The organism is Lysinibacillus sp. Bpr_S20 (assembly GCF_023337835.1).
Lineage (GTDB): Bacteria > Bacillota > Bacilli > Bacillales_A > Planococcaceae > Lysinibacillus.
Genome location: NZ_JALNLQ010000003.1, coordinates 118,241 through 143,713 on the forward strand (window position 1 = coordinate 118,241; position 25,473 = coordinate 143,713).

At 36.3% G+C, this 25,473-nt stretch carries 24 protein-coding genes; 2 read left to right on the forward strand and 22 right to left on the reverse strand.

Annotated elements, in window-relative coordinates; translation table 11 throughout:
- Window positions 1-37: 37 nt before the first annotated feature.
- The 16 genes from MWJ95_RS08420 to MWJ95_RS08495 all read right to left on the reverse strand — a co-directional run bounded on the left by MWJ95_RS08420 (window position 38) and on the right by MWJ95_RS08495 (window position 17,164).
- Window positions 38-886 carry a MerR family transcriptional regulator gene (locus MWJ95_RS08420; protein ID WP_249105011.1) on the reverse strand — a complete coding sequence of 283 codons (849 nt, stop codon included), beginning with the start codon at window positions 884-886 and terminating at the stop codon, window positions 38-40.
- A 690-nt stretch (window positions 887-1,576) separates the two neighbouring features.
- Window positions 1,577-1,897, reverse strand: coding sequence for a hypothetical protein (locus MWJ95_RS08425; RefSeq protein WP_249105013.1), 321 nt, complete (start codon window positions 1,895-1,897; stop codon window positions 1,577-1,579).
- A gap of 164 nt (window positions 1,898-2,061) precedes the next feature.
- Window positions 2,062-3,630, reverse strand: coding sequence for a putative ABC transporter permease subunit (locus tag MWJ95_RS08430; protein ID WP_249105015.1), 1,569 nt, complete (start codon window positions 3,628-3,630; stop codon window positions 2,062-2,064).
- Window positions 3,599-4,336: an ABC transporter ATP-binding protein gene (locus MWJ95_RS08435; RefSeq protein ID WP_249105557.1), complete on the reverse strand. Its 738-nt coding sequence runs from the start codon at window positions 4,334-4,336 to the stop codon at window positions 3,599-3,601. The genes MWJ95_RS08430 and MWJ95_RS08435 overlap by 32 nt, the downstream gene beginning before the upstream one ends.
- 542 nt (window positions 4,337-4,878) lie before the next feature.
- Complete coding sequence (locus MWJ95_RS08440) at window positions 4,879-6,159, reverse strand: alpha/beta hydrolase (protein ID WP_249105017.1); 1,281 nt, start codon at window positions 6,157-6,159, stop codon at window positions 4,879-4,881.
- 13 nt (window positions 6,160-6,172) lie between these two features.
- Window positions 6,173-7,252 carry a DUF1648 domain-containing protein gene (locus tag MWJ95_RS08445; protein WP_249073793.1) on the reverse strand — a complete coding sequence of 360 codons (1,080 nt, stop codon included), beginning with the start codon at window positions 7,250-7,252 and terminating at the stop codon, window positions 6,173-6,175.
- A gap of 7 nt (window positions 7,253-7,259) precedes the next feature.
- Window positions 7,260-7,637 (reverse strand): GntR family transcriptional regulator, encoded by a 378-nt coding sequence (locus MWJ95_RS08450; protein ID WP_249073792.1) that lies wholly within the window; start codon window positions 7,635-7,637, stop codon window positions 7,260-7,262.
- Window positions 7,638-8,098: 461 nt separating this feature from the next.
- A complete protein-coding gene (locus MWJ95_RS08455) occupies window positions 8,099-8,476 on the reverse strand; it encodes a carboxymuconolactone decarboxylase family protein (protein WP_249105018.1) in 378 nt (125 codons plus the stop codon).
- A 211-nt stretch (window positions 8,477-8,687) separates the two neighbouring features.
- Window positions 8,688-10,061 carry an argininosuccinate lyase gene (argH, locus tag MWJ95_RS08460; protein WP_249073790.1) on the reverse strand — a complete coding sequence of 458 codons (1,374 nt, stop codon included), beginning with the start codon at window positions 10,059-10,061 and terminating at the stop codon, window positions 8,688-8,690.
- A 77-nt stretch (window positions 10,062-10,138) separates the two neighbouring features.
- Window positions 10,139-11,329 carry an argininosuccinate synthase gene (locus MWJ95_RS08465; RefSeq protein ID WP_249073789.1) on the reverse strand — a complete coding sequence of 397 codons (1,191 nt, stop codon included), beginning with the start codon at window positions 11,327-11,329 and terminating at the stop codon, window positions 10,139-10,141.
- Window positions 11,330-12,176: 847 nt separating this feature from the next.
- Complete coding sequence (locus tag MWJ95_RS08470) at window positions 12,177-12,626, reverse strand: GNAT family N-acetyltransferase (protein ID WP_249073788.1); 450 nt, start codon at window positions 12,624-12,626, stop codon at window positions 12,177-12,179.
- Window positions 12,627-13,197: 571 nt separating this feature from the next.
- Entirely contained in the window at window positions 13,198-14,541 is a 1,344-nt protein-coding gene (locus tag MWJ95_RS08475) for a serine hydrolase domain-containing protein (RefSeq protein ID WP_249073787.1), read from the reverse strand.
- On the reverse strand, window positions 14,528-14,983 hold the full coding sequence (locus MWJ95_RS08480; protein WP_249073786.1) for a MarR family winged helix-turn-helix transcriptional regulator: 456 nt from the start codon (window positions 14,981-14,983) through the stop codon (window positions 14,528-14,530). Before MWJ95_RS08480 ends, MWJ95_RS08475 begins: the two co-directional genes overlap by 14 nt.
- Before the next feature lie 57 nt (window positions 14,984-15,040).
- Complete coding sequence (locus tag MWJ95_RS08485; protein WP_249105020.1) at window positions 15,041-15,208, reverse strand: hypothetical protein; 168 nt, start codon at window positions 15,206-15,208, stop codon at window positions 15,041-15,043.
- 244 nt (window positions 15,209-15,452) lie between these two features.
- Complete coding sequence (locus tag MWJ95_RS08490; RefSeq protein WP_249073784.1) at window positions 15,453-16,208, reverse strand: SDR family NAD(P)-dependent oxidoreductase; 756 nt, start codon at window positions 16,206-16,208, stop codon at window positions 15,453-15,455.
- A gap of 8 nt (window positions 16,209-16,216) precedes the next feature.
- Window positions 16,217-17,164 carry an MBL fold metallo-hydrolase gene (locus MWJ95_RS08495; RefSeq protein WP_249073783.1) on the reverse strand — a complete coding sequence of 316 codons (948 nt, stop codon included), beginning with the start codon at window positions 17,162-17,164 and terminating at the stop codon, window positions 16,217-16,219.
- Window positions 17,165-17,665: 501 nt separating this feature from the next.
- On the opposite strand from MWJ95_RS08495, the gene proC reads away from it, so the two are divergent.
- Window positions 17,666-18,472: a pyrroline-5-carboxylate reductase gene (proC, locus tag MWJ95_RS08500; protein WP_249105022.1), complete on the forward strand. Its 807-nt coding sequence runs from the start codon at window positions 17,666-17,668 to the stop codon at window positions 18,470-18,472.
- Window positions 18,473-18,517: 45 nt separating this feature from the next.
- On the forward strand, window positions 18,518-19,528 hold the full coding sequence (namA, locus tag MWJ95_RS08505; RefSeq protein WP_249105024.1) for an NADPH dehydrogenase NamA: 1,011 nt from the start codon (window positions 18,518-18,520) through the stop codon (window positions 19,526-19,528).
- A gap of 305 nt (window positions 19,529-19,833) precedes the next feature.
- Here the strand turns inward: namA and MWJ95_RS08510 are convergent, their stop codons facing one another.
- From MWJ95_RS08510 to MWJ95_RS08535, 6 genes are all read right to left on the reverse strand, one after another.
- Window positions 19,834-20,631: a class I SAM-dependent methyltransferase gene (locus tag MWJ95_RS08510; protein ID WP_249105026.1), complete on the reverse strand. Its 798-nt coding sequence runs from the start codon at window positions 20,629-20,631 to the stop codon at window positions 19,834-19,836.
- A gap of 327 nt (window positions 20,632-20,958) precedes the next feature.
- Complete coding sequence (locus tag MWJ95_RS08515) at window positions 20,959-21,843, reverse strand: sensor histidine kinase (protein ID WP_249073779.1); 885 nt, start codon at window positions 21,841-21,843, stop codon at window positions 20,959-20,961.
- Window positions 21,844-21,856: 13 nt separating this feature from the next.
- Window positions 21,857-22,639, reverse strand: a complete 783-nt coding sequence (locus tag MWJ95_RS08520; RefSeq protein WP_249105028.1) for a hypothetical protein — start codon at window positions 22,637-22,639, stop codon at window positions 21,857-21,859.
- Window positions 22,632-23,555: an ABC transporter ATP-binding protein gene (locus MWJ95_RS08525; RefSeq protein WP_249073777.1), complete on the reverse strand. Its 924-nt coding sequence runs from the start codon at window positions 23,553-23,555 to the stop codon at window positions 22,632-22,634. The genes MWJ95_RS08520 and MWJ95_RS08525 overlap by 8 nt, the downstream gene beginning before the upstream one ends.
- A gap of 82 nt (window positions 23,556-23,637) precedes the next feature.
- Complete coding sequence (locus MWJ95_RS08530; protein WP_374110136.1) at window positions 23,638-24,312, reverse strand: response regulator transcription factor; 675 nt, start codon at window positions 24,310-24,312, stop codon at window positions 23,638-23,640.
- A gap of 256 nt (window positions 24,313-24,568) precedes the next feature.
- Window positions 24,569-25,450 carry a LysR family transcriptional regulator gene (locus tag MWJ95_RS08535; protein WP_249073775.1) on the reverse strand — a complete coding sequence of 294 codons (882 nt, stop codon included), beginning with the start codon at window positions 25,448-25,450 and terminating at the stop codon, window positions 24,569-24,571.
- Window positions 25,451-25,473 lie beyond the last annotated feature (23 nt).

Genomic DNA, 25,473 nt, shown 5'->3' on the forward strand with positions numbered 1-25,473 from the left:
AATACAGAATAAAGTCTCCATCTACTGGAGAGTTTAGCTAGTTTCTTATTTTCACAAATATTTTTGTCAAAAAATCATTTGGATGTAGCCCAATATTTGGTTTAATATTAATTGGATTTACTACTTCAGTTGGGATTAAGCCCTTTATGTACTGCTCCATAAATGTCCCTTCTGCCTGAAGAGCCTGCTCAGTCAGCCATTCCTGCAAGCGACTATAGCCAAAATGTAACTCTGAATACGATCCCTTTACATGTATGCAAGCATACCTGCCTTCGGGTATTACTTTAATATACTCTGTCAGTTGAGCTGCTTTTACAGGCAACAGTAGTTCAACATCCGCTATATTTTGCTTCCTATACTGTTGATGAAAAATTGTAGTTAGCTCCCCTTCTATCTCTAATTGATAAGCATAGATTCGTTCAAATAATTTTTGTACTAGCCTATCCATTTCCATTACATTAATCTTTTCACGGATGGCAAGCACCTGAATTTTTGGTCGTTCTTCTATGTAACAACTTGATAATATTGGCTTTGGATTAAACGTTTCAGCGTTCCTAATAGAATTTTTTACTTGGACAATATTTTGAATTTGTTCAGCAATTATTTCTTGTTGATGCTCTAATTCCAGAACTTTTTTATGTAATCTTAGCTCTAAATCTTGCCAATCATTTTTTCCTCTCATAATCTGTTCAATCTCTTTTAATGAAAAATGACAATTTTTTAGTACCTGAATCGTATTCAGTTCTTTCATTTTATCGTAATCAAAATAACGATAGCCGGTCACTTCATCTATAAAAGATGGTTCGAGTAATCCAATATCACTATAGTAACGAATAGTTTTTACAGGAACATTACACAGGTTCGAAAATTTCCCAATGCTATACATAAAAACACCTTCTTTTTAAATAGTTACATGTGCTATGTCATTCATTTTAATGCTTAGTTATTGTACGTTAAAGTAGTAGTATTTGTTTCACTATAATGAACTTATTAACATGGTATACGTTTTAACAAATATCATCGACAACTTGCTCAAAAAACAAAAGAGTATGCTCATCATTTTTTGATTTGAGCATACTTCTTTTGGTTATATACTAATTTATTTCGTACGGGTATTTGCCCCGCTTCCGCGGGTATTTACCCTGCTTCCGCACGCGGGTATTTACCTTCCTTCCGCGGGTATTTGCCCTGCTCCCGCGGGTATTTGCCCTGCTTCCGCGGGTATTTGCTCTGCTTCCGCGGGTATTTACCCTGCTTCCGTGCGCGGGTATTCACCCTGCTTCCGCGGGTATTTACCCTGCTTCCGTGCGCGGGTATTTACCCTGCTCCCGCGGGTATTTACCCTGCTTCCGCGCGCGGGTATTCACTCTGCTTCCGCGGATATTTGCCCTGCTTCCGCGGGTATTCACTCTGCTTCCGCGGGTATTCACCCTGCTTCCGCGGGTATTCACTCTGCTTCCGCGGGTATTCACTCTGCTTCCGCGGGTATTTACCCTTTTTATATCAAATTTTTCTAATACGAAAACTGGGTTTTCAACAAGTAAAATTGCAAAGAAGCTTTGAATTGCAAGAGGAATTATATATTCCAATTTGATAAGATTGTATAAACCATAAATCCACCTACTATTAAGTTCCCAATAATTATAAATGGTAAGTTTCCTTGTAATTTAGTATTTTTCTTTTTCCCTACTCCACCTAACGCAGTAATCCCTATAAATAAAGACAATGCAGGATATATAAAGATAAAATACTTACTGCCGTTTAAATTGGGACCAGCTATGTTGAAGGTAATAGGAATCTCATCCGATATATTTTGTACACCAATAATTGAAAACGCCAAAAACAAGGCACAAAATATCCAAGGAATTATACGTACTGACTTTTTAGATGTATTCATAATAATCTCCATTCTCTCCTGTGTCCGCTTCACGATACAAACAGTAATGAAAGCGAGTGAGCGGAACACTCTATTTTTCGATTTTTCAATTAATTTCAGTCTTTATTTAGCTTACTTTTTTCAATAATATTTAATAATTTCATCTTCACACTACTCTTCCCAAATTAAATAGGCTCACCATTTATTGTTTTTGCATATAACATGCTAGTTACGATGCCCAAGCATAAAATAATAATAACATCATATATACCTACTATCGAACCTAACCATAGTACTCTTGGAACTGCTGCAATGAATACCAGAATCGCTGCACCGAAAAACCCCAATACACTTGATATACTCCGCTTTACTACTTGGAGTTCTGATTGCCAACTATAATTGACAAATCTTAAATTAATAGCGACTCCGTATATTGCTGAAAATACTGCAAATGCACATGGAAGAAGTACTAATGTCATGGAATGAAATAATGTTGCTTCAAACACTCTTCCGATTATTATTCCGTTTATTATCGTAAGAGGTATTGTAAGCGTAAGATTAACAAGTATCTTACTCTTTACAACCAATTCTTTCGACAATGGAAAAGTTTTGATTATCCAAATATTTTTACCTTCAAGTGAAAAAGACACGCTACTTGTATTTGATAGGCATACCATCAATGACATTATATACGGTGTTACGCCATACAGAGTCTCTACTGTATTAATAGTATTTATCGGCATATTTTCCATCACTTTTGTAATTGAAATCATTAAAGAAATCGTAAAAATAACCATCATGATCATTCCGAATGTTGTGTTTATTAAGTACGTTGTGGACGAAAATAGTCGTTTGATTTCTTTCACATATAATGCTTTTAATTTACTTGATCTTTTTAATGTGTTTATTTCATATTTTTTGTTACTACTCATTGATCGAATTTTAGTATTTAGTCCTTTGTATACAAACGAGAGACCTATAATGAAAATCACTGTTAACACTATTGAAACTGCTATATATATAAGAAAATCTCCCACTTTTCCTGTTACCAGTATTTTATTAAACAAATAAAACATTGGATACACTTGGTTAGCCTGATTCAATATATTTGTTAAGATCAATTTCATATCGCTTGGGTCTAATTTATAACTACTCAATGTTGGTGCTAATACTAAAAATAAAATAATACACATATAGCTAAATGATGAAACCGCACGAGAATATTTTGCTCTCGATGAAACTTCTAAAACTACTATACTAACAATTGATGCTATAATTGATGGCACTATTGCAACTGTAAGTATTCCAATCAGTATCTTTATCCAAAAAACGCCGCTTACTGTTCCTGTAAAGAAATATACTGCTCCCATTAGAATCATGATTATTAAAGATACTACCGTATTCAAGAAATATATATATAAGAATCTACTTACTACTATTATCGATGTTTTAATAGGAAGTGACATTAATGTGTCATAATCTCTTTTTCCAAAAAACTCATCACTAGCACTAAAAAATGCTATAAACAATGATATAAGAGTACTCACTAAAAATGAATATGCAAGTATGTGTTCTCTCATATTATATTCATTCAGCAAATATCCAAGACTTGTAATATACGCTAGCCCGAAAGCAGACGCAAGAAATATACCAACAATAGCCATTTTATCACTAAAGTTGGCTTTACCTTTTAGGGTATTAAGTCTCACTAGTGAAATAATCCTAATTTTCAGAAGAATCGATAAGTTTTTCATCTTTTAACTCCTTCATAAAGAACTCTTCCAATGTTTGATTTTGTATTATGTCATCCATCGTACCACTATAAACTAGCTTTCCACGATTAATCATGGCCACCTTATTACAAAGCTTTTCTGCAACATCTAAGACATGTGTTGAAAAAAATATTGCATTCCCTTTAGCAGTCATTTTCTTCATTATCTCTTTTAAATCAACTACTGCTTTTGGATCAAGACCTACAAATGGCTCGTCCAGAATCAAAAGCTTTGGTTCATGAATAATAGCCCCAGTTATTGCTAACTTTTGCTTCATTCCGTGAGAATAAGAGGATATTAGATTTCCAAGACTTTCTGTTATTCCAAACATTCCAGAATATTCTTTTATTCTCTTTACTCGAACATCTTCCGGAACTCCGAAAATATCTGCTACAAAATTTAAATACTGGATTCCTGTCAAATGTTCATATAATTCGGGACTATCAGGAATATAAGCAAATTTCGATTTGCATACAAGCGGCTCTTTCTTAATAGAATGCCCATCAATGTAGATGTCGCCTTCTTCAAAATCTAGGATTCCTACTACTGATTTGATTGTTGTACTTTTCCCTGCTCCATTATGACCTATAAATCCAAAAACATCGCCATTTTCAACACATAAACTAATGTTATCGACAGCTTTTTTTTCACCTTTATACACTTTTGAAAAATTTTTAATATCTAGGATTCCCATTCTTTCATCTCCTTACCTTATTATTACCGATCGATTACTTACAACCTCGCTAATGACCTTCGTAAAGCTTTCACGGAAATCATCACAAGTAAAAGTGGTTATCATCAAATGTTTGAAGTTTAAATCCATCTGGAACTTTGCTTCAGAATAGGGGTTATCATTACTTACTATTGGTTTTGAATGGGAGCTTTGCAAACTCTAATTTTTCAAGTGGACTGTTGCTAAATGGCTTTCGGATAGTCTTCGTTCTGATCTCTACGATTCTCTATTTTATGTTCACAAAGTACAGTTAGATTCAGAACTTATAGTTTAACTTGGCTTACTTCCTATGATTGAAAGTAAACCAAGTTCTTTTCTATTATTTTTTATGCTCAGACCATCTTTCAAGTCCTTCCTCACCTTTGAAAGCGCATTCTCTTATATCGCTTTGGATTGGTGAAGAAAATATAATCGCACTTTTAATTTCGCCTAATTGTATATCAGAAACTTTCACTATCGATTCCTTTGTAGAATCAGACCTTCTCCATTCCTAGTCTCTATTTCTTAATAAATTGCTGGATGGCTGGCAACAATTCTTTATGAAGTGGTAATGATGGGTCTGAATACGTCGCTAAATTTTTCGAGCGATCGGCTGGAGCATTTTTTAACACATGATTCATGCCGTCCATATATACAAGTTCGGCATCTGGTTTACCTTTCTTTAATGCTTCCGCATCCGTTGCAACTACTTGTAAGTCAGTTGTTCCTTGAATAATTAAAACTCGGCTGCTTACTTTTGCTAACTCACTTGCAGGGTTATATTTTAACCATGAAATCATATATGGTTGAATGGAAGAGCGGAAGAGAGATTGTAATTCTGGTGAAACGTTCTTCACTAGCTCGCCTTTTTTCAAGGATGCAAGAGCATCTGTTGATTCTTTTAGAAGGGCTGGTGTAAACTGACCTTTTACTTGCTCTAACAGAACTTCATCTATTGGTCTTCCAGTGCCTGCGATGGAAACAAAGGACTCTACCTTTGCTTTTTGTGCGGCTAGCAAACCGATCAGTGAGCCTTCGCTATGACCAATAATATGAACACTTGAATAAGCTTTGTCGGCTAACAGGGTATTAATTACTTGAACTGCGTCATCTACGTATTGGTCGATCGTTAAATCCTCTTCCTTTGTTAAAAGAGATTGATTATCGCCAATTCCACGTTTATCATAGCGGACAGTTGCAATACCATCTTTTGCTAAGCCTTCTGCAATCATTTTTAAGCTATTATTTTTACCAGCTAAGGCTGAATTTCCATCCTTATCAGTTGGACCAGAGCCTGCTATAATAAGCGCAACTGGAGATGATTGGTTGCTAGCCTTTTGAAGAGCCGCTGTTAACTCACCATCTTTGACGGGAACCTTTAACGTTTCATACGTAACTGGTTGTTTTGGCTGTTCTTTGAATGGCTTTAAGACAAGTGGGAATTTGCCACCATTTTGTTGGAATGTTGCTTCTATTTGCCCATCTTTTAATGTGCCTTTAATTTCAATTGCAGAGCCATTTAAGTTGATCGAAACATTCACTTGATCTCCATTATATGTAATGCTTTTAAATGGATAATTCCCTTGCCCAGGTACTGATAGTTTCCCGTTATCTTTTTGCAAATCAACAATAATTGGAAATGCTCCATTCGGTGTCTCAATATTCCCTTCCCATTTACCTATTAGTTGTTCATTCATTTTATTGTCCCCTTTCGTCTCTTTCCCTTTTGTGTTGTCTTCCTTCTGAGCGCATGCTGTTAATAATAAAAGTGCACAACATAAAACTAATAGTTTTTTCATAAAATCTCTCCCTCTATATGAAAATGACTAACAAGATTGGTAAAAATATGACAAGTAAAATGATATAGCTCCATTTATTCGCCATATTCACAGTCCAACCAATACCGTATTTCTTTTCTACTAATAGTGAAGGGTCATTTTTATTACTATAAAAAATACCCCATTTCCAGTATCGATCATCGGCTGAAGCTGTTTCGTTTGTATGTAAATCATCAAAGCGCTCATTACTTTTACTTAATTTCCAATTGAAGAGGATAAGTCCCCCTAAAGAAACGATCATAGATACAATAAAAAGAGGGAAGAAATAAGGAGCTGTTTGATCTTTTAAAATCACTGTCGTGTAATGTAAAACAACAAAAAGAATGGTCATATTATAATTAATCGCCGCTAAATACCAGCTGCCATATTTACGCTGAGTAAGCTCTCTATTGGCCGAAGCTTCTTTCGCCTGTGCGCTCAATTGAATTTTGGCACTTTTCATACCAAAACTTATAATGAATAAGCTAATTTGTGTCCCTAGTAAAATAAGTGGCATGACAATTACAGAGATCCACGTTTTTTCAGTCCAACCGTCTGCCTCACCTGCTGCATTCCAATGGGTTGCAAACACATCCGGAATGGCATTGTAATTCATATAGGTAAAGGTAATCAACGCTAACGTGATAATAATTGGTAATGCGAAAAATACAGGTGAAAGTACTTCATCTCTATCACGTATAGATAGATCCGTCACATAAACAGTTTTGACATGTGCCTCCCAATTTTCTTGCTTTTTTAGTTTTTTTATTTTTATATGATAAGACATAGAAAGAGCAGCTGATAGGAGAAACATGACACATAGGAATATAAAGGATAGTAAAACAAATTTCTCTTCCTGAATGGACGTCAATAATAGTAAAATTTGGCCTAAAAGAAATGCAGCTGCGATGCTCCCTACAAACATGCTGTAGTGCTTTTTAAATAGTTGTAATTGCTGATGTTGCACATAGGGCTCTGGAATTGACACACCAAACACTGTTGTTTTTCTCGACAAATATGGTGTTACTGTTTCCAGTACCCCTACAAAGATAAAAATGCCTATTATAAAAAGCATATTTCCCCTACTTCCATTGTTTTAAAATTCGATGAAACAAACTTGTCATCTGATCTTTTTCGAGGCCACGTGCAAAGGCCTCTGCCATAATTGGTTTTAATGCATTTTCTACTTTTTCAACTTCCGTCTCTTGCAATTCTTTTTTTTGACCACCGATAATGAGAGCCTTTGCTTTCGGCTTTAATTCGATTAACCCTTTTTCTTCGAGTTCGTGATAGCTCTTACTTACCGTACTGACATTAATGCCTAAATCTGCAGCCATTGAACGAACTGAAGGTAATGTATCACCATTTTTTAGCTCTCCCTTAGCAATTAACTCAATTAACTGATTTGCTAACTGTTTGTAGAGCTGTAATTCACTGCTTGGATCTAAATGAATATTCATTTTACCCCTCCAATCTGTACCGCTTATCACCAAACAGAAATCTGTCATACTTAGAGTAGTACAGATTTTTGAAAAAGTCAAATTTTTCTATAAAGTAAAACTGAATCAGCGGGGTTTTTTTCCGCTAAAAAAAGGACCCAGAAAAATTCTGGATCCAAGAACACTTATTTCTATTTGATTTGATCTGTATCGGTTTTTGCTTCTTCTTAAGATACAGTAAAACAGAATATCCTCTGCCTCACCTTTTCCTTAAGATTTTAGAAGCTCACCCTATACAGTTGTGGCGGACTTTCCTGAGATTCCTGGTCTTTGGGTGTTAGACTACTCATTCTACATCCTCCTAATCACATTAGATTAATAAGTGGTTCCGCTTTTAATATGAACTGTTTCACGAATGTTTATTCACCTGATGCGCCTTTTTATTTAAAATCCTTCGTATAGCTTGAAACATCAAGAAAATTTTACGCTCCTTCTTTAAAAACCTGTTGCGCTATCATTAAAGCATTTTGTACACGTGGAAAACCTACATATGGCACTAATTGTAATAGTGCTTCGACAATTTCTGTCTGAGTCAAACCTGCATGTAAACCACGTTTAATATGTGTTTTTGTTTGTGGGGCAGCACCTTGCGTTACTACTGCCGTAATGACAACTAGTGCACGGCTTTTTGCATCTAGCCCAGGTCTTGAATAAACATCCCCATAGGCAAATTCAATAATCATTTTGCGTAAATCTGGTGCAATGTCAGCTAGTGTATCCGCCTCAAGCATTCTTGCCGCTTCTTCATTTGTCACATACTGTTTAATTGTTTCTAACCCCTTTGTCAAACGCTCATTCATTGAAAATCCCTCCTATTATTATTTTTATTACACAAAAACCCCAATTCCGCGTCTCCAGAATTGGGGATTGTCCTTTACCTATGTAAGGGGCTCTTTTTCGTTTCACCCTCTGGCTCTAACAAAAAAGGAAATGTTTTTTCATAGTGCCTCACTGGACAGCTTTAATGAATATCTATGCAAAGTCACAAGGACACGCACGTAACAATAATGATTACATAAGACAAGCTTTTGCCTTTTCGATTTGGATAATTACTTGGTCAAATCCTGTTCCACCTAATGAATGACGACGACGAACCGCAGCTTCAGGTGCTAATACATCATAAATATCAGCCTCGATAAGCTCACTTTCTTTTTTCATGTCTGCAAGCGGTAAATCTAATAAATAGATGCCCTTTTGAATACATGTGAATACAAGTTTTCCTGTCACTTCATGTGCTTCACGGAAAGGCATACCTTTTGTTGCTAGATAATCTGCAAGCTCCGTAGCGTTGGAGAAGTCAGCGTGTACTGCCTGGTGCAAACGCTCTGTATTGACAGTCATCGTGCGAATCATACCTTCAAAGATTTTTAGTGAACCTAGAATTGTATGGACTGTATCGAACATACCTTCTTTATCTTCCTGCATATCTTTGTTGTATGTTAACGGTGTTCCTTTTAAGACTGTTAATAGGCCCATTAAGTTACCGTAAACACGTCCTGTTTTCCCACGGATTAACTCCGCCATATCAGGATTTTTCTTTTGTGGCATAATAGAAGATCCTGTTGAGAAAGCATCATCTAATTCAATAAATTTGAATTCATCTGTCGACCACAATATTATTTCTTCAGCAAAACGAGATAGATGCGCCATTAATAATGATGAATTACTTAAAAATTCAACGATAAAATCACGATCACTCACTGCATCCATAGAGTTTGCATAAACCTCGCTAAAGCCTAAAAGCTCGGCAGATTTTAAGCGGTCGATTGGGAAAGTTGTACCTGCCATGGCACCTGCACCTAAAGGCAAAATATCGATACGCTTAAGCGACTCTGTAAAGCGCTGTTTATCACGCTCTAACATCCAGAAATAGGCCATTAAGTGATGTGCAAATGAAATTGGTTGTGCACGTTGTAAATGTGTATAACCAGGCGCAATTGTTTCCACATTCTCTTCAGCCTTTTCTAGCAACGTCTTTTGGAAGGTCTCGATTAAACCGATTGCTTCCTTCACACGTTTTTTCAAGAAAATATGCATATCCGTTGCAACTTGGTCATTACGGCTACGACCTGTGTGAAGCTTACCACCTACAGGACCAATTAAATCAATGAGCATTTTTTCCAGATTTAAATGTATATCTTCATTTGCAACTGTAAATTCAAGCTCACCTGCGCTTGCTTTCTCTTTTAATTGTGCAAGTCCACCAAGAATAGCCTCTACGTCCGCAGCTGGTAAAATTCCTGTTGAGCCAAGCATCGTAACATGCGCAACGCTGCCTTCAAGGTCTTCTAGAACAAGCTGTTGGTCAAAGCCAATCGATGCGCCAAATTCGTCAACCCACGCTTCTGCTGATTTTTGGAAACGTCCGCCCCAAAGTTTTGTCATAACAGCTCACCTTTTCCTTTGTATAAGGTGCAGCATAACACAAAGCTATCCCACACCTTGCTTGTCAAAAATTGTTTTTATTTATTTACAGAAGAATTAACCACTGTTGGAAGGCCCCATAATTCGATGAAACCTACTGCTGATGCATGGTTGAATTGGTCTTCTTTAGAGTATGTTGCTAGCTTTTCACTATAAAGTGAATTTGGAGATTTACGTCCTTCCACAATTGCATGACCTTTGTAAAGCTTCACACGCACAGTTCCGTTTACAAATTTTTGTGATTCAGCAAGGAAAGATTCCAGTGCAACACGTAATGGAGAGAACCATAAACCATCATAAATTAATTCAGATAATTTTTTCTCAATGACTGGCTTGAAGTGCGCTAACTCTTTTACAAGTGTTAAATCTTCTAGCTCTTTATGTGCAGTTAATAGCACTTTTGCTCCTGGAATTTCATATACTTCACGAGATTTAATACCAACTAATCGGTTTTCTACGTGATCGATACGACCAACACCGTGTGCACCAGCTACTGCATTTAGCTCTTGAATTAAATCAGCAAGCTTCATTTCTTTACCGTTTAACGCTACTGGCTTACCAGCAACGAATTCAAGTTCTACGTATTCCGCTACGTCTGGAGCGTTTTCCACAGAAACGGTTAAACCGTAAGCTTCTTCTGGTGGAGATACCCATGGATCCTCCATTACACCCGCTTCGTTTGCACGGCCCCATAAGTTTTGGTCGATAGAGAACGGTGAATCTAACGTTGCTGGAATCGGTACATTATGTTTCATGGCATATTCGATTTCTTCATCTCGACTCCAGCCCCACTCACGTACAGGTGCTAATACTTCTAAGTCCGGATTTAACGCCTTGATAGAAACTTCAAAACGAACTTGGTCATTCCCTTTACCTGTGCAACCATGAGCTACTGCATCCGCTCCGACTTGATTCGCAATTTCCACTAATTTTTTTGAAATTAATGGACGAGAAAGTGCCGATACTAATGGGTATTTTTGTTCGTACCAAGTATGAGCTTGTAATGAAATTAATGCATATTCTTCTGCAAACTCATCTTTCGCATCTACCATATATGATTCAATTGCTCCTACTTGAAGAGCTTTATTTTTTACGAATTCAAGGTCCTTACCTTCACCAACGTCAAGGCACACTGCAATAACATCCCAACCTTGTTCTTTTAACCATGGAATTGCTACAGAAGTATCAAGACCACCTGAATATGCTAAAACTACTTTTTTATTTGCCATAAAAAATGCGCCTCCAATTAATCTATAAGTTATGTATGTTTATACATCCAACTAAAAGTTTATACACGAATAGTATCATGTTATAAAAATAAAAACAAGTGTATTTTTATAAATTAATAGACTTTTATGTTTATTGTAAAAAGTGTGTCATTCCAATACTTTAAGTGCTTGTGCGAACTATGTATATTTTTACTCGGAAAAACGATTTTTTACTTATAACTTGAATATATATAGTATAAATTTCGGGAGTAAATGGCTCTTTTGCAAAATGAGGGGTTGATTTCCGTTCCGACTGGGCGCTTTGTAGCTGACGCTTCGCTTTCGCACAGAGCAAAGCTTCCTGGGGGCGTCCGATGAGCCGCTTGGGCAAACACGATTTTGGTCACGAAGGCGTTATCACAGGATGTGATGCTCTTAGCCTTCGTTCCCCTATCGCTAATCCCCAAGGAGTCGCCCAGTCTCCACTCCAATCAACTGATTCACATAGCATGTGTTTCTGGCATGTCTCTATAATTTATTGTTTTTAAACGCTATTAAAAAGAACCCATTGCGTAAAATGAGTTCTTATGTCTACAAAAAGGTCAATATTAATTTAATGTGTATAAATTAGCAAAGGTTGGTTTTTAACTCTTCGTTGGCGCTTTCCACTGGTTTGGCTTTAATCACCTTGATTAATTTATACATTTGAAAGGGTACGCTCAATTGGTTCATCTAATATTCTGAGCAATAAATAAGGCTTTTTTTCTCAAAGATTGTTGCTTCTGCCTTGACTATCTTCTTCAACTTAAGCTCTCCGATAGTTGAAGAAGAACTATAGTTTTTTACCACAATCACACCTAATAAACATTTATTTGGATATCCATTCATATTGAATATCAGCTAAATTTTCTTCATTTTCATGCCCTCTCCCTATGATTTCAAATCCTTGTTTTTCATAAAATCGTTGTGCATTTTCATTTACTTCGAATGTATATAATGTTAATCTCCCACTTGATTGTGCTTTAACTTTATCAAGTAATGTATGACCTATACCAATTCCTTGATAATCTATATGAATATATAGTTGGCTTATTTCCCTTTCATTATAGGCAATCATTCCAACTACTTTTTCATCAATTAACGCTAAATCTATTTGGAACTGTTCAGATAATATATGATTTAAAAAATAAACGTGACTTTCAAAGCTGTGACTTTCTTTCTGACCAATAGCCTGTTCCTTACTATTTCGCCACATGTCCACTGTTTGTTCAGCGTATTTGGGATTATACGAAGTAATTATCACTTTGTGTTGGTTCACTACAATACCTCCTCAAATTTTGTTTACTTTATAATTGTTTTCCTACTATAAAGTCGATGAATACTACCTGTTGCAGGTATTTTAACATTTGCAAAGCTTTTTTCTAGTTTCTACTTACTCCGTTAGTTCAATAAAAAAAAGAGCTGCATATGCAACTCAATGATCTCTGATAAATGCCCCGGTTAGTTGAAGAAGAAAAGAAATCTTACTAAAGTATTTTTTTTATTATCTTTCTCTTTTTATTAGACTCTCTATAAATTCGTAGAAATCGCTATTCCTCATTTCGTAGTTTATGAAATAACCTACATCTTCATCTTTAGTTGTAAAAATGATTGTTTTGCCGTTGCCGTAAATATAAGTTGTAAATACCATCTTTCGATATCCACAATCAAAGTAACTCTTTTTTTGAAGTGCGATGGAATTTTAAATTCTTTAATGATTGAACGATAGTATCTTTGTCTTCTTTTTACATTTCAGCTTTATGCAAAGTATAAAGCTTTCGTCTACAAATCTATGAATTAATGATAGCTAACGGTTCTATTTGTTCTCAAATTAAAAAGGCATATAAATGTTATTTTCCTTTAAGCACGTGGTCGTTTATTTTTCTAGCGATCGTTTTTTGATCGTCATTGATAACGGTTAATATGTCTTGCTTAATCGTTACAAGGACACCTAAACCACGTAGGAAAAATTCATCCACTTTCATCGCATGTAACTCAAGTGGCATTGTAGCTGGCAGGAAAATATATAAGCGATGATCCTCTTGTAACGCTATTTCCACAGCATGTTCAGGATGCTCCTGGAGTTGGTATTTACCTTCATAGCTTTGTAAAACTTCAATTGGTAAATGTACAGCTTTATATTGCTCAGGCCTTTTCGGCAAATGGAATTCATGTGTCGTTAATACTTTTTCAATCGCTTCGCCGATAGCTATCTCATAATCTATTTCTTGCTCTTTACTGCGTAAAAATACAAAGACCGTCTTAGATTGCGGATAAATTTTAAAGGTTGTTGCATACCCCGGCCATCCTCCGTTGTGCCATATACATTTTCCAAGTTGTTCATCCTCGGAAATAATCCATCCCATCCCGTAAGAAAAAGGCTGGTCTACTGTAAGAGTTGAAGGTGTAAAGGCTTGCTCAAGTAAAGCTTCATCCCACAGCTGTGCCTGCATAACAGCACGCCCTAATTTCCATAAGTCCTCTACCGTTGAATAGATTCCACCATCGCCAGTAATATAGTTCAAACAAGTAGTACCTTTCGTTTCCTCAAATTCTGAAGGGTCCACGTGTTGTCCGGCATACACATCATACACATAGCCCTGTGCAATTTCATTCGTATATTGTTCAGTAAAAGTAGTTGATGTTACCGTTGTGTTTATCATATTTAATGGTTGAAAAATAGCTTCATCCATATATTCAGAATAGCTTTTATTGGTCACACGCTCGATTAAAAGAGCTAGTAAGACGTAACCTGTATTGCTGTATTCCATTCGCTCACCTGATTCAAAAAGTCGCGGTGGTGCATATTGAATTAGTAGCTGTAACGCGTCTTCATTTGTAGCAGCTGTTGTTTCATCCCAATTTGAAAACAATGCCATATAATCAGGTAAACCTGATGTATGATGTAATAAGTGACGTACAGTAATATTTGAGTAAGGGAAATGATCGAACCATTGATGAATATCATCATCAAATGATAATTTCTTTTCTTGTACTAAAAGTAAAATGCCCAATGCTGTGATTGGTTTTGATACTGATGCTAAGTTAAAACGTTGATGGAGTTCCATAGGTGCGTGTGTTTGAATCGAAGCTTCGCCATAGGCACCTTGTAATAAAATGGTCTCATCTTGTGCAAGCAACACAGTACCATTAAACGTATCATCAAGCTGTTCTTTCACTTTATTCCAATCCATTTGAAATTTCCTCCTCAACAATTCGATTTAAGCGCTGGATTAAGCTACGCAATTGTTCTAAATCTTCCACCGGCATTTTGCTATAAATCTTTTCAATAATGAGTTCATTAATTTGCTCATCGCGATGATAATACGCATCTCCATTTTCAGCCAACATAACAACCACTTCTCTGCGATTGTTAGGGTTAATATCGCGTTTTAAATAGTTTTCTTTTTCAAGTCTCGATACTATTTGACTCACTGCACTCGGGGAGATTTCCATATAGTGAGCGATTTCGCCCATTGTACACTTCTTATGCTTGTGTACAAAATCAATGACCAGCGTTTGTTTCATCGATAAATCATCTGTAAATAGAGCTTCTTGAGCCTTCGCTAATTTTACATTCATTTCATAAGTATATTGATTAATGTCATCTACAATTTGCTTAATTTTCTCAGTCATTTTTACCAACCTTAATATTTTAGTTAACTTAAATATTAACCAAACGAAGTGTTTTGTCTACTTATTTTCATTTTTTACTGTTTCAGTTGTCCTAAATGAATTAACTATCTCCCCAACATTATCAATAATTCCATCCAACTCTTTCGTTATTTCTTTTACTTCAGGATCCTTATCCACATCTACTACTCCAATTCTAAATATCCAATCTTTTTTCTTTTTAGCCATTTTTGCACCCACTTTATCGTTTAATTTTCTTCCTATAAAATTTCAAATATGTTAATTCCAAAACTAAACAAATAATTCACCTAACAAAAATCTTTTCAATTAAAACAATATTTATTCTTCTTAATATTTTATCTAACTTAAATATTAATGAAGATAAATTATTTTGTCAACGAAATGGATTTTTAAAAATAAAAAAACTGTAAGCATACTCGATTTTTACCCGAATATGCTTACAGTTAAATACCTATTTTTTATTAAAAAATGATTTCCCTAAAAATTCAACGGTTGCAGGTGCGATTGCATAAAGCTTACTTGATAACCCCATGATTCGTGGTAAATTAACCTCTCGTACAGGGCGCTCGATTGTTTTTATCGTCGCGCGTGCCACTTCTTCAGCGGTTAATAAAAACCTTCCTAAAGACTCGCGATAGCCACTTTCATCACTTGCCTTATCTAAAAATGGTGTATCAATTGGACCTGGATGAATCGCAGTGACTTTCACATGATAAGGAGCTAGCTCCATGCGAAGTCCATTCGTAAAGCCAACAATCGCATGCTTTGTTGCTGCATAAACACTAGCCTTCGGTGTCGCTACCTTTCCTGCCTGTGAGCCGATGAAGATGAGCTGCCCTTGCTGACGTTGTATCATAGGCGCTGCTAGACGTTTTGCTAAATACATCGGTACACTGACATTTAGTTCTACCATTTGTTTAATCGCTTCATCTGATAATTCAGGTGCCATACCGAATTTACCTACCCCGGCAGATAAAATAGCTACATCGAGCGGAGGTAGCTGTGCGCATACTTCATCTATAGTAGCTACATTCGTTAAATCTGCTTGAATCACGTTAGCACCTACGCGCTCTAATGCTTTCAATGCAACCGTATTGCGTCCTGTTGCATAAACTGTATGACCTTGTGCTACTAATAATTCTGTTATTTTCAGTCCAACACCACTTGTTGCACCTGTCACAAAGATTGTCTTTTTATTCACGCGCATGTTTACACCTACTTTCTATGAAATAAATAAATACCTTCTTCCGTTTTTGTAGATGTAATCAAATTGTTGGCCTCTAAGTAATCTAAATAACCGAGCGTTTTAGACAGTGTCAGACCAAGTTGACGTTGGAAAATTGCTGGGTAAAAGCGCTTCGTTACTTGTACAGCAGTTAATGCTTCGTCACCAAATAATTCGCAAACCTTCAAAGCTTGCTGATGCTGGCGTTGTAATCGTTTATCAATTAAATCAGGAATATTCTGCAACTCTGCACCATGTCCTGTATACATTGTTTTAACTGGTAACCGTCGTAATATTTCTAGCGATTCATTATATTGTAGTAACGATTTCGTACGTCCTAATGTACGGTCTAGTGGTGGCTCAATTAACGGGTTTGGCGTTATTTTTTCAAGCAATAAATCTCCACCGATTACATCATGCGTTTTTTCATCCCAGAAGATTAAGTGACTTTGTGCATGCCCTAATGTTTCAATAGCCGTTAATCCTGGATGTCCTGGCACTTCATCCCCATCGTTAAGGATTTGTGTTAATGGTCGTTCACCTACAAGCTCTATTTCACGGCGGACATGTACACTCGGCTGAATATATTCTTGAGGAACACCGTGCTCAAATAAGCGTTCACTGTAAAACTGTACATGGTAACGTAAAAAATCGTCGTCATGACGAAGCCATTTATCGTTATAGGCATGCCCTAAAATTTCTGCGTTTGGAAAGGCATCCACCCAACCTGCATGATCTGGATGATGATGGGTTAACACAACCTGTTCAATATCTCGCATGTCAAAGCCCGCTGCGCGAATACCCCATTTAAGCGCATCATAGGCTTCCATTGTTTTTGGACCAACATCAAAAATTGTCAACGCATCGCCTTTGACAACAAATGCATTCACATCTCCTACGTCATAGGGTGTTGGTATTTCTATTTTGTATATAGACAAAAGCTGTTTCCCCCTTTTATGCAACTAGTGAATACCGATTCATTCTATTTTACAAGTTTTTCTTCTTTTCGTCACCCTTCTGTTGACAGGTTAATGTATTATCAATATAATTTTGAATAATCTAATTATTTTTATGCGTTGATGAAGCCAAGTACGTAATTGATGAAGGTGTCTTAGAGAGTGTTACATTTGCTGAAAGTAACATCACCCGCTCCCATTACCGAACCTACTTCTGAGCAGTTATGAAAACATAACCGTTTCCCTTGCGATAAAAGGGCTATAAGTTGTGCCAATTGGCAAACAAAGGTGGTACCGCGGAAACAAAAGCGTTTTCGTCCTTCATTATAAGGACGAGAGCGCTTTTTTTATCTTTATTCAGCTACAAATGTTTTATCTGCGCGAAAGCGAAGCGGCAGCTACAAATGTTTTCTGTAGCGAAAGCGAAGCGGCAGCTACAATTACGCCAAGGCGAAATTGATTTTGAGAACTGGAGGTTTTATCGTGAAAAAAATACTATTTATAGGTGCAGGCTCTATGGCAGAGGCCTTGATTCAGGGTTGGATAAAAGAAAAAGTATTTACAGCACAAGAAATTTACGTCACCAATCGCTCAGACAAGGAACGTTTAGAGTTTTTGCATGACACGTATGGTGTAAATAGCCATATTGACCATGATATTTATCAGCGCGCTGATTTAATCATTTTAGCGATGAAGCCTAAGGATGCCGTTGCAGCGATGCGTGAACTAAAACCTAAAATAGCAGAGCACTCAGCCGTTCTTTCTATTTTAGCCGGTATCGCGATTACTACTATTACAGAACATTTAGGTGCTCGCCCAGTCGCACGCGTTATGCCTAACACTTCTGCAACTATTGGGATGTCTGCAAGTGGAATTGCCTTTAATGATAAAGTGACTGCCGAACAGCGCTCCACTTTCTTACAGCTTCTAGAGGCGGTCGGTTCAGTTATTGAGGTAGATGAGGATCAATTACATGCTGTAACGGCTCTTTCAGGGAGTGGCCCAGCTTATATTTATTATTTAATGGAGGCATTTGAACGAGTTGGTACAAAGGTGGGTCTCTCGAAGGATACAGTACGACTTTTAATGACGCAAACTCTTGCTGGTACTGCGGAAATGCTGAAGCAATCCGTCGATGAGCCTGATGTCTTACGCCGTAAAGTCACAAGTCCAGGTGGTACAACAGAAGCTGGAATAAAGGCTCTTGAACAATATCAATTTAATGAAGCGATAGAAGCATGCATTAAAGAAGCAGAAGCTCGATCTCGTTCACTTGCAAATAGTAAATAATGGGTGCAAAATAGGGTATATCACTAGGGATTAGGGGGCTTTATTTTGGCAAAATTATTTGAACCTTATCAATTACAAAATATCAATTTAAAAAATCGTGTTGTCATGGCACCGATGTGTATGTACTCAGCGAAGGATGATGGGCTTGTCACACCATTCCATCAAGTACATTATGCAACGCGGGCTGCTGGTCAAGTTGGTTTAATCATTGTCGAAGCGACAGGTGTTGTACCAGAAGGTCGTATATCTAGTAAAGATCTTGGAATTTGGGATGATGCTCATATCGAAGGTTTACGTCAATTAGTTCAAGGAATGAAGGCTTACGGAGCAAAAGCTGGCATCCAGCTCGCACACGCTGGACGTAAAGCAACTGTTGATGGAGAAATATTTGCGCCATCAGCCATTGCTTTTAGCGATGCTTTTAAAACGCCAACGGAAATGACATTAAAAGATATTGAATATGTTGTCGAAGCATTTAAACAAGCAGCTGTCCGGGCAGCTAAAGCAGGCTTTGATGTTCTTGAAATCCATGGAGCACATGGCTATCTAATAAGTGAATTTTTATCACCAGCAACGAATAAGCGCAACGATCAATACGGTGGATCCGTGGAAAATCGTTATCGATTATTACGTCAAGTCATCGATGCTATACGTAGTGTTTGGGAAGGTCCTTTACTTGTGCGTGTTTCTGCTGAAGACTATGTAGAAGATGGGACAACAATGGATGACTTTATTGTCTTTAGTCGCTGGATGAAATCGCAGGGTGTTGATTTAGTGGATGTTTCTACAGGTGGTGTCGTGCAAGCTCATATAAATGTTTTTCCAGGCTACCAAGTCCCTCATGCTGAAGCGATTAAACATGGTGCTGATATCCCAACAGGCACAGTCGGCCTAATTACGACAGCTATTCAAGCAGAAGAAATTTTGCAAAACAATCGTGCCGACTTAATTTTCTTAGCACGTGTTCTTCTACGGGAGCCCTATTGGCCACTTCATGCTGCCAAGGAATTAGGTGAAGAAGTTCAACCTCCAGTGCAATACGTACGTGGCTGGTAAAAAACAAAGTGCACACTTGCTAATCATCACAAAATAAAAAACAGCTTGTTGATGTATGTTAACAAGCTGTTTTCATTCAATAAATCGGTTATTGTTTTTTCTCCATCTCTTGCCTTCACTAACGTCTCTTACACTTCTTCATTGATGAATGCGAACATACTTTGCTCACAATTTTTCAATTGCTGTGGCTCTTTCTTTTTCTTAAGCCTATGTTAAATAATACTGTTAATTTATTAAAATAAATAACGGGAACTTCATTTCTCAGAATTACCACCTTTAATTAAAGCCCCTTTTATGGAACAAGGCTAACAATTCTTTATACCGAGCTTTACTGATAATGTTAATTTTTCTTTAAACTCTCCAGAGTTAGAAATATCAAGCAGGGCTTCTCTAAGCTCACGTTCAAATAGCTCGATGTTATTTCCAAGAAAAAGTTTAGAACCATAAGATGTGGAATATAGATTTCCGAGTATTGACTCGATGGTCCAAGTTATTTCGTATGTAGGTAAATTGTGTATCTCAACATTAAATTTTGAATTTGACAGTACTTCTTCATGACTCATAATGGGATGAGTATAGGTAGCCTTACCAGCTCTTCTATCTTTCCCGTACCATTTTTCTATGATTTCATTTGTTTTTTCTTGCCATTCAGTTAACGATTGGTTTGGGTCATAGTTATCAATAATAGCTACTCCACCACCATCAGTAACCATATTGAATAGTTCATCTAAAACCTTTGGTCTATCCATCCAATGAAAGGCTTTTGCTATGATTACGAGATTTAATTGTTCATTGTGTTGTGCTTTATATTGTTCTAGTTTTCCATTAAACCAATGTATTTGCCCCATTCTTACCTCTTGATGAAGACGTTTTGCTTCATTAATCATTTCTGGCTCAGTGTCTATTCCAACTATTTTATTACACCAATCCGAAAATCTCATTGTAAGTTGTCCTGTACCACATCCTAAATCAAGTAGGTTCTGCTCCCCATTCAAAGAGAATTTTTCTACCAAGAACCTTATTAGAGAAGAAGGATACATAGGTCTGTATTTAGAATAATAGATTGCTGAACCTTTAAATAAATCCTGACCATACTTATTCAAATTACTCAACCTCCAATAATTTAATTTTAGTCTTCCAAGTCCGTTAAGTACCCTTTAACGGAAAAACGCTTTGACAATCAATTGGAAGATTCTGGTAATCCGAGTTTATCATAGGTCACATTGTTGAGAACAGACAGCTCTCAACAATCATCTTACTAACACCCTTTCTTATCAAGTAGGGCGATTAATCGCTACCAACATAATCACCCCTAAATATACTATAATTACCATAAAAAGTTTTATATTTCCACATTGGAAATAACATTGTTATAAACGTTATATGTAATAGTAATAGCCAAGATGCAATAAGCTTCTTGGCTACTACTATTACATATTCTTTTTTAAACTCACTAAAAACTCAATCATGCCACCTTCTATTTTGGCCGTGGCACTTCCACCTAATTTTTCTGCTAGCAGCTTAACTATAGATAGCCCTAAACCAGTGTTTTTACGTCTGGAATTGTCTGTTGTATAAAATCGATCGAAAAGCTGGTTAGGATTTAGTTGAATATTTTCGTCAATCGGATTTTGAAAACAGATATATGCATATTCCTCTTCTAGCCACAACTTAATAGTTACATCACCTTGAGCATGCATGATGCTATTTCGTACTAAGTTTTGCACAATACGTAAAAGCATTTCTTCATCAGAATTAATGATGAGAGGCTCGAATTTAGGTAAGTTGACGGCTATTCCTTGTTGTTCAAATTGCGCAAAGGCACCAGCAATTTCTTCAAATACAATATTGGATATATTGATACGATTTTTTTTAGGTTGATCTTCATTACTGTGCAAATAGGAATATTCAAAAAATGTTTCTACTAATTGCTCTAGTCTTCCAACATGTTTTTGTGAAATTTCAAGCTTTGTAAGCTGCTTTTCTGTTAAGGGTTCTTTTAAAAGCATTTGTTGATAGCCCTTTATTGCCGTAAGAGGCGTACGAAAATCATGAGAAATGTTTGAAATCATTTCCTTAAAGTATTTTTCTTCCCGTTTAATATACGACCTTGATTTTTGTGATTCTAATAATATGCGATTTATATTAGCCACTAGTTGATTTACTTCTTTGTTTAATAGCTCTACGCTAATTGGTTGCGTATATTGCTCATGTAGACGTTGTGACAATTGTACGTTCATCAATCGTAGTTGCCTTTGTAGATAAAAAATATAAAATAGTAATCCTACAATGATTACAATTGCCACAAACCACATTCCCTACATCCCCTTACCTGATTTCTGCTTTTCTAAATGTCATGAATGTTAAATACAAAACTACTATTATAAAGATTACACAAATGGAAACGGCCGAAATTATATCACCTTTACTCATGCTTACATTAATCGTAATGAACTCCACTGAATATGGTGTAAAGGATAATATGTTATTCATTATCTCAAATGAATTCTGGAAGCTCGCTACCTGTCCAAAGAACATGGACATCATATAATACGCAGCTACGACAAGAACGGATTTTCTTAAGACAAAGGCAAGTAAAATACAAATCGTTAACTGGGCAAGATAGACCATTGTCATTGTGATCATTATTGTTACGTATTCACCAAAGCTACCACTAGTAGTCAATGTTAGAATGCTTAAAAAACCTGCTGCATTCCTCCCCATACTAAACGTGCTGTCCATTGATAAACCAATTATAGTTACGATGATATACGGACTTACAAGAACAAGTAGTAATAACCAGTAAACAATCGCTTTACTTATGACAATTTGGATTCTTGCAAACCCACTTATAATAGGATGATGGATATTTTTTGTGTCAAAATCTGAACAAATAAGTGTCGTGGCAAGTACTGCACCTACTATTGACATCATATTCATATCAGATAATAAAAAACCAATATTACTGATGTTTTCATTGATTGACTTATTGCCGATACCATAGGCAATACTAAACATTGCTATTGCAGAACATGTTGTAAGAGCCAGTAAGACCCAAAATATTTTAGATTTAGTTGTTTTATAGAGGTAAGCACGTACTAAATTAAACATGTTGCTCACCTCCAATTAACGTTAGGAAGTAGTTCTCTAATGTATCTCCTTGTAGACTAAATTCGGTAAGCGTTATCCCATTTTCAAATAACGCTGTTGATACATCTCCGAGGTCTTCTAAGAAATCATACAATTTAATCGTTTTATTAGGCATGACTTGAAAGTTTTGTGTTTTAAGAACTGCTTCTAATACATGTACACATTGTTCTGGAGCTGTACAACCAATGCGAATATAATGTCTACATTCTTCATCAAGCTGTTGTTGAGTCATTTGTTTCATAATTTTCCCTTTATGAATAATGATATAATCAGTCGTTGTTAAATAAAGTTCTGGTAAATTATGACTTGAAATTAATATCGTCATCTGTCGCTCTTCACAAAGGCGTGTTAAAAGCTGACGAATTTCCACAACACCTTGTGGATCTAGCCCATTTACCGGTTCATCTAAAATCAATAGCTCTGGATTAGTTAATAATGCAATAGCAATGCCTAATCGTTGTTTCATTCCTAATGAAAAATGCTTCGCTTTCTTGTTGTTTGTACCCGTCAATCCAACCAATTGTAGTATTTCATCTTCAAGCTCCTCGTTCGGGATCCCTCGCATGTAACGATGATATTTAAGATTACCTTTTGCCGTCATATCAGGGCTAATCGCCGGTTGTTCAATCATGCTGGCAATACGTTTTCGTTGCTGCTGTATTTCCTTGTCAGATGATTTTCCAAATAACTCAAATGACCCTTCTGTTTGAAAACTAATCCCTGAAATAATCTTCATTAAGGTTGATTTACCCGCACCATTTTCACCAATAAGTCCATAAATACGACCCTCTTTTAATTCAATTGATACGTCGTGAAGTACTGGTTGTTTTTTATATATTTTAGTTAATTGATTCGTTTTTAATATGGTTTCACCCATACTAAGCACCTCCCTTTCATATTCATAGATTACTCATGAAAGGTATAGATAAAGTAAAGATGGCGTATAGATTTCGAATAATTTATGGACGTAAACGATAGCCAAGCCCTCGAAGCGTCTCGATATAATCCACCTGTGGATTTTTTGCCTTTAATTTTTGACGTAGATTACTAATATGGATTTTAATAATATGTTCATCCCCTAAGTATTCTTCTTGCCAGATCGATTCATACAAATTTGCTTTCGTGAATACTTTCTCTTTGTTTGTCATAAACAATTCGAGCAATGAATATTCCTTTGCCGTTAGCAAGACCTCTTCACCACTCACTGTCACTCGCTTAGCGACATCATCCAATACTATATCTTTGAATTGTAGCTGCTTCATTGGTGTAGCTTGTTTTTTAACACGACGTAAGATCGATTCAATACGGGCAAGAACCTCACCAAGGTCAAAAGGTTTCGTAATATAATCGTCCGCTCCTAATCGAAGCAAATCAATTTTTGTTGATACTAAATCTTTAGCTGAAATCATAACAACAGGTACATCCGAAATAGCGCGAATTTCCTTTAGCAATTCATCCCCACTTTTATAGGGAAGCATAATATCAAGAAGCACAAGATCAAACTCATTTTGCATAAATGCCCGCTGACCTGCTACCCCATCCATCACACTTGTCACCTGATAATCTGCTTGCTCAAATAACTCTGTTAACATTGCATTTACATCTTCATGATCCTCAACCATTAAAATTCTCAATACCATCACACCTTTGTTAAAATATCCCTATTCATAGTATATAAAACTTTATGTTAGTCAACATTAAATAATTTTAATAGCTATCAACATAACGTGAGTTGATTTCCGTTCCGATTGGGGCGCTTTCCTGAAGTAGCCCAGCCTCCACTCCAATCAACTTTACATAGCATAGATTACAAAATGACTTCCCTACTTTTGATATGAACCATTAATAAAGATATGACCTAAATAAACAATACGAAATTGCTAACGATAATCACAAATAATCCCTCGTTTGAAATAAACAAACTAACTCTTCAGGAACCTTTACCGAATCCTTATAAAAAAGGTATACAGGAACACTTGGTAAAGCTATTTCATCGAAGGGAACGATATTAAAGCGCCCCTCCATACGTTCTCTTCTAACAATCATCCGCGGTAAAAATGACATACCTAATCCATCTTTTATTAAGCGTTTTACCACATAAGATTGAGATATGGACACTTGCTTTCTAACTACAAATTTCTCCTGTAATTTATGTAATAAATCCTCCCAAATAGTCGGATGATGATGTGTAAATAACGTGTAGGTTTGAAATAATTCCTCATAATCAATATAAGCTCCTGTCTCATCATCGAAAGCATCTAGCGGAATAACCAATTCTAAAGTACTTTCTACAAGAAGCTCTTGATGCCAATGTCGATAACGAGTTGGCAATAAGGATATACCAATATGCGCCTTATCACGATTGATTAGATCCTCAATTTTTGCTGAATCCTCCACTAGAATCGATATTTCAATGGACGGGTGTTCATTGATAAACTGATAAATTACATGAGGTAATATCGTTTCCACCATTAAAGGAGTCATTGCAATAACTAACTTTTCTTCAATTCCTTTTGTCGCTAACTGAAAACGTTCAATACTTTTATCCCATTGATGGATAATTTGCTGAGCTTCCATGAGAAAAAGGTGCCCTGCCTCCGTTAATTGCACACGGTTTTTTTCACGTTTAAATAATTTAACATTCAAAAATTGTTCTAACTGATGAATATGAACTGTGATACTTGGCTGCGATAAATGTAGTTCTTCTGCTGCCACTCTAAAATTACTAGATTTAGCTGCTACTACAAAAGACTGTAACCATTTATAATCCAATATCTCCTCGTCCCCTTCAATTA

What these genes read in the sequence shown, in the direction of transcription:
- MWJ95_RS08420 (WP_249105011.1), bottom strand. Translation starts at nt 886, where the DNA reads ATGTATAGCATTGGGAAATTTTCGAACCTGTGTAATGTTCCTGTAAAA.
- MWJ95_RS08425 (WP_249105013.1), bottom strand. Translation starts at nt 1,897, where the DNA reads ATGAATACATCTAAAAAGTCAGTACGTATAATTCCTTGGATATTTTGT.
- MWJ95_RS08430 (WP_249105015.1), bottom strand. Translation starts at nt 3,630, where the DNA reads ATGAAAAACTTATCGATTCTTCTGAAAATTAGGATTATTTCACTAGTG.
- MWJ95_RS08440 (WP_249105017.1), bottom strand. Translation starts at nt 6,159, where the DNA reads ATGAAAAAACTATTAGTTTTATGTTGTGCACTTTTATTATTAACAGCA.
- MWJ95_RS08445 (WP_249073793.1), bottom strand. Translation starts at nt 7,252, where the DNA reads ATGCTTTTTATAATAGGCATTTTTATCTTTGTAGGGGTACTGGAAACA.
- MWJ95_RS08450 (WP_249073792.1), bottom strand. Translation starts at nt 7,637, where the DNA reads ATGAATATTCATTTAGATCCAAGCAGTGAATTACAGCTCTACAAACAG.
- MWJ95_RS08455 (WP_249105018.1), bottom strand. Translation starts at nt 8,476, where the DNA reads ATGAATGAGCGTTTGACAAAGGGGTTAGAAACAATTAAACAGTATGTG.
- argH (WP_249073790.1), bottom strand. Translation starts at nt 10,061, where the DNA reads ATGACAAAACTTTGGGGCGGACGTTTCCAAAAATCAGCAGAAGCGTGG.
- MWJ95_RS08465 (WP_249073789.1), bottom strand. Translation starts at nt 11,329, where the DNA reads ATGGCAAATAAAAAAGTAGTTTTAGCATATTCAGGTGGTCTTGATACT.
- MWJ95_RS08475 (WP_249073787.1), bottom strand. Translation starts at nt 14,541, where the DNA reads ATGGATTGGAATAAAGTGAAAGAACAGCTTGATGATACGTTTAATGGT.
- MWJ95_RS08480 (WP_249073786.1), bottom strand. Translation starts at nt 14,983, where the DNA reads ATGACTGAGAAAATTAAGCAAATTGTAGATGACATTAATCAATATACT.
- MWJ95_RS08485 (WP_249105020.1), bottom strand. Translation starts at nt 15,208, where the DNA reads ATGGCTAAAAAGAAAAAAGATTGGATATTTAGAATTGGAGTAGTAGAT.
- MWJ95_RS08490 (WP_249073784.1), bottom strand. Translation starts at nt 16,208, where the DNA reads ATGCGCGTGAATAAAAAGACAATCTTTGTGACAGGTGCAACAAGTGGT.
- MWJ95_RS08515 (WP_249073779.1), bottom strand. Translation starts at nt 21,843, where the DNA reads ATGTGGTTTGTGGCAATTGTAATCATTGTAGGATTACTATTTTATATT.
- MWJ95_RS08520 (WP_249105028.1), bottom strand. Translation starts at nt 22,639, where the DNA reads ATGTTTAATTTAGTACGTGCTTACCTCTATAAAACAACTAAATCTAAA.
- MWJ95_RS08525 (WP_249073777.1), bottom strand. Translation starts at nt 23,555, where the DNA reads ATGGGTGAAACCATATTAAAAACGAATCAATTAACTAAAATATATAAA.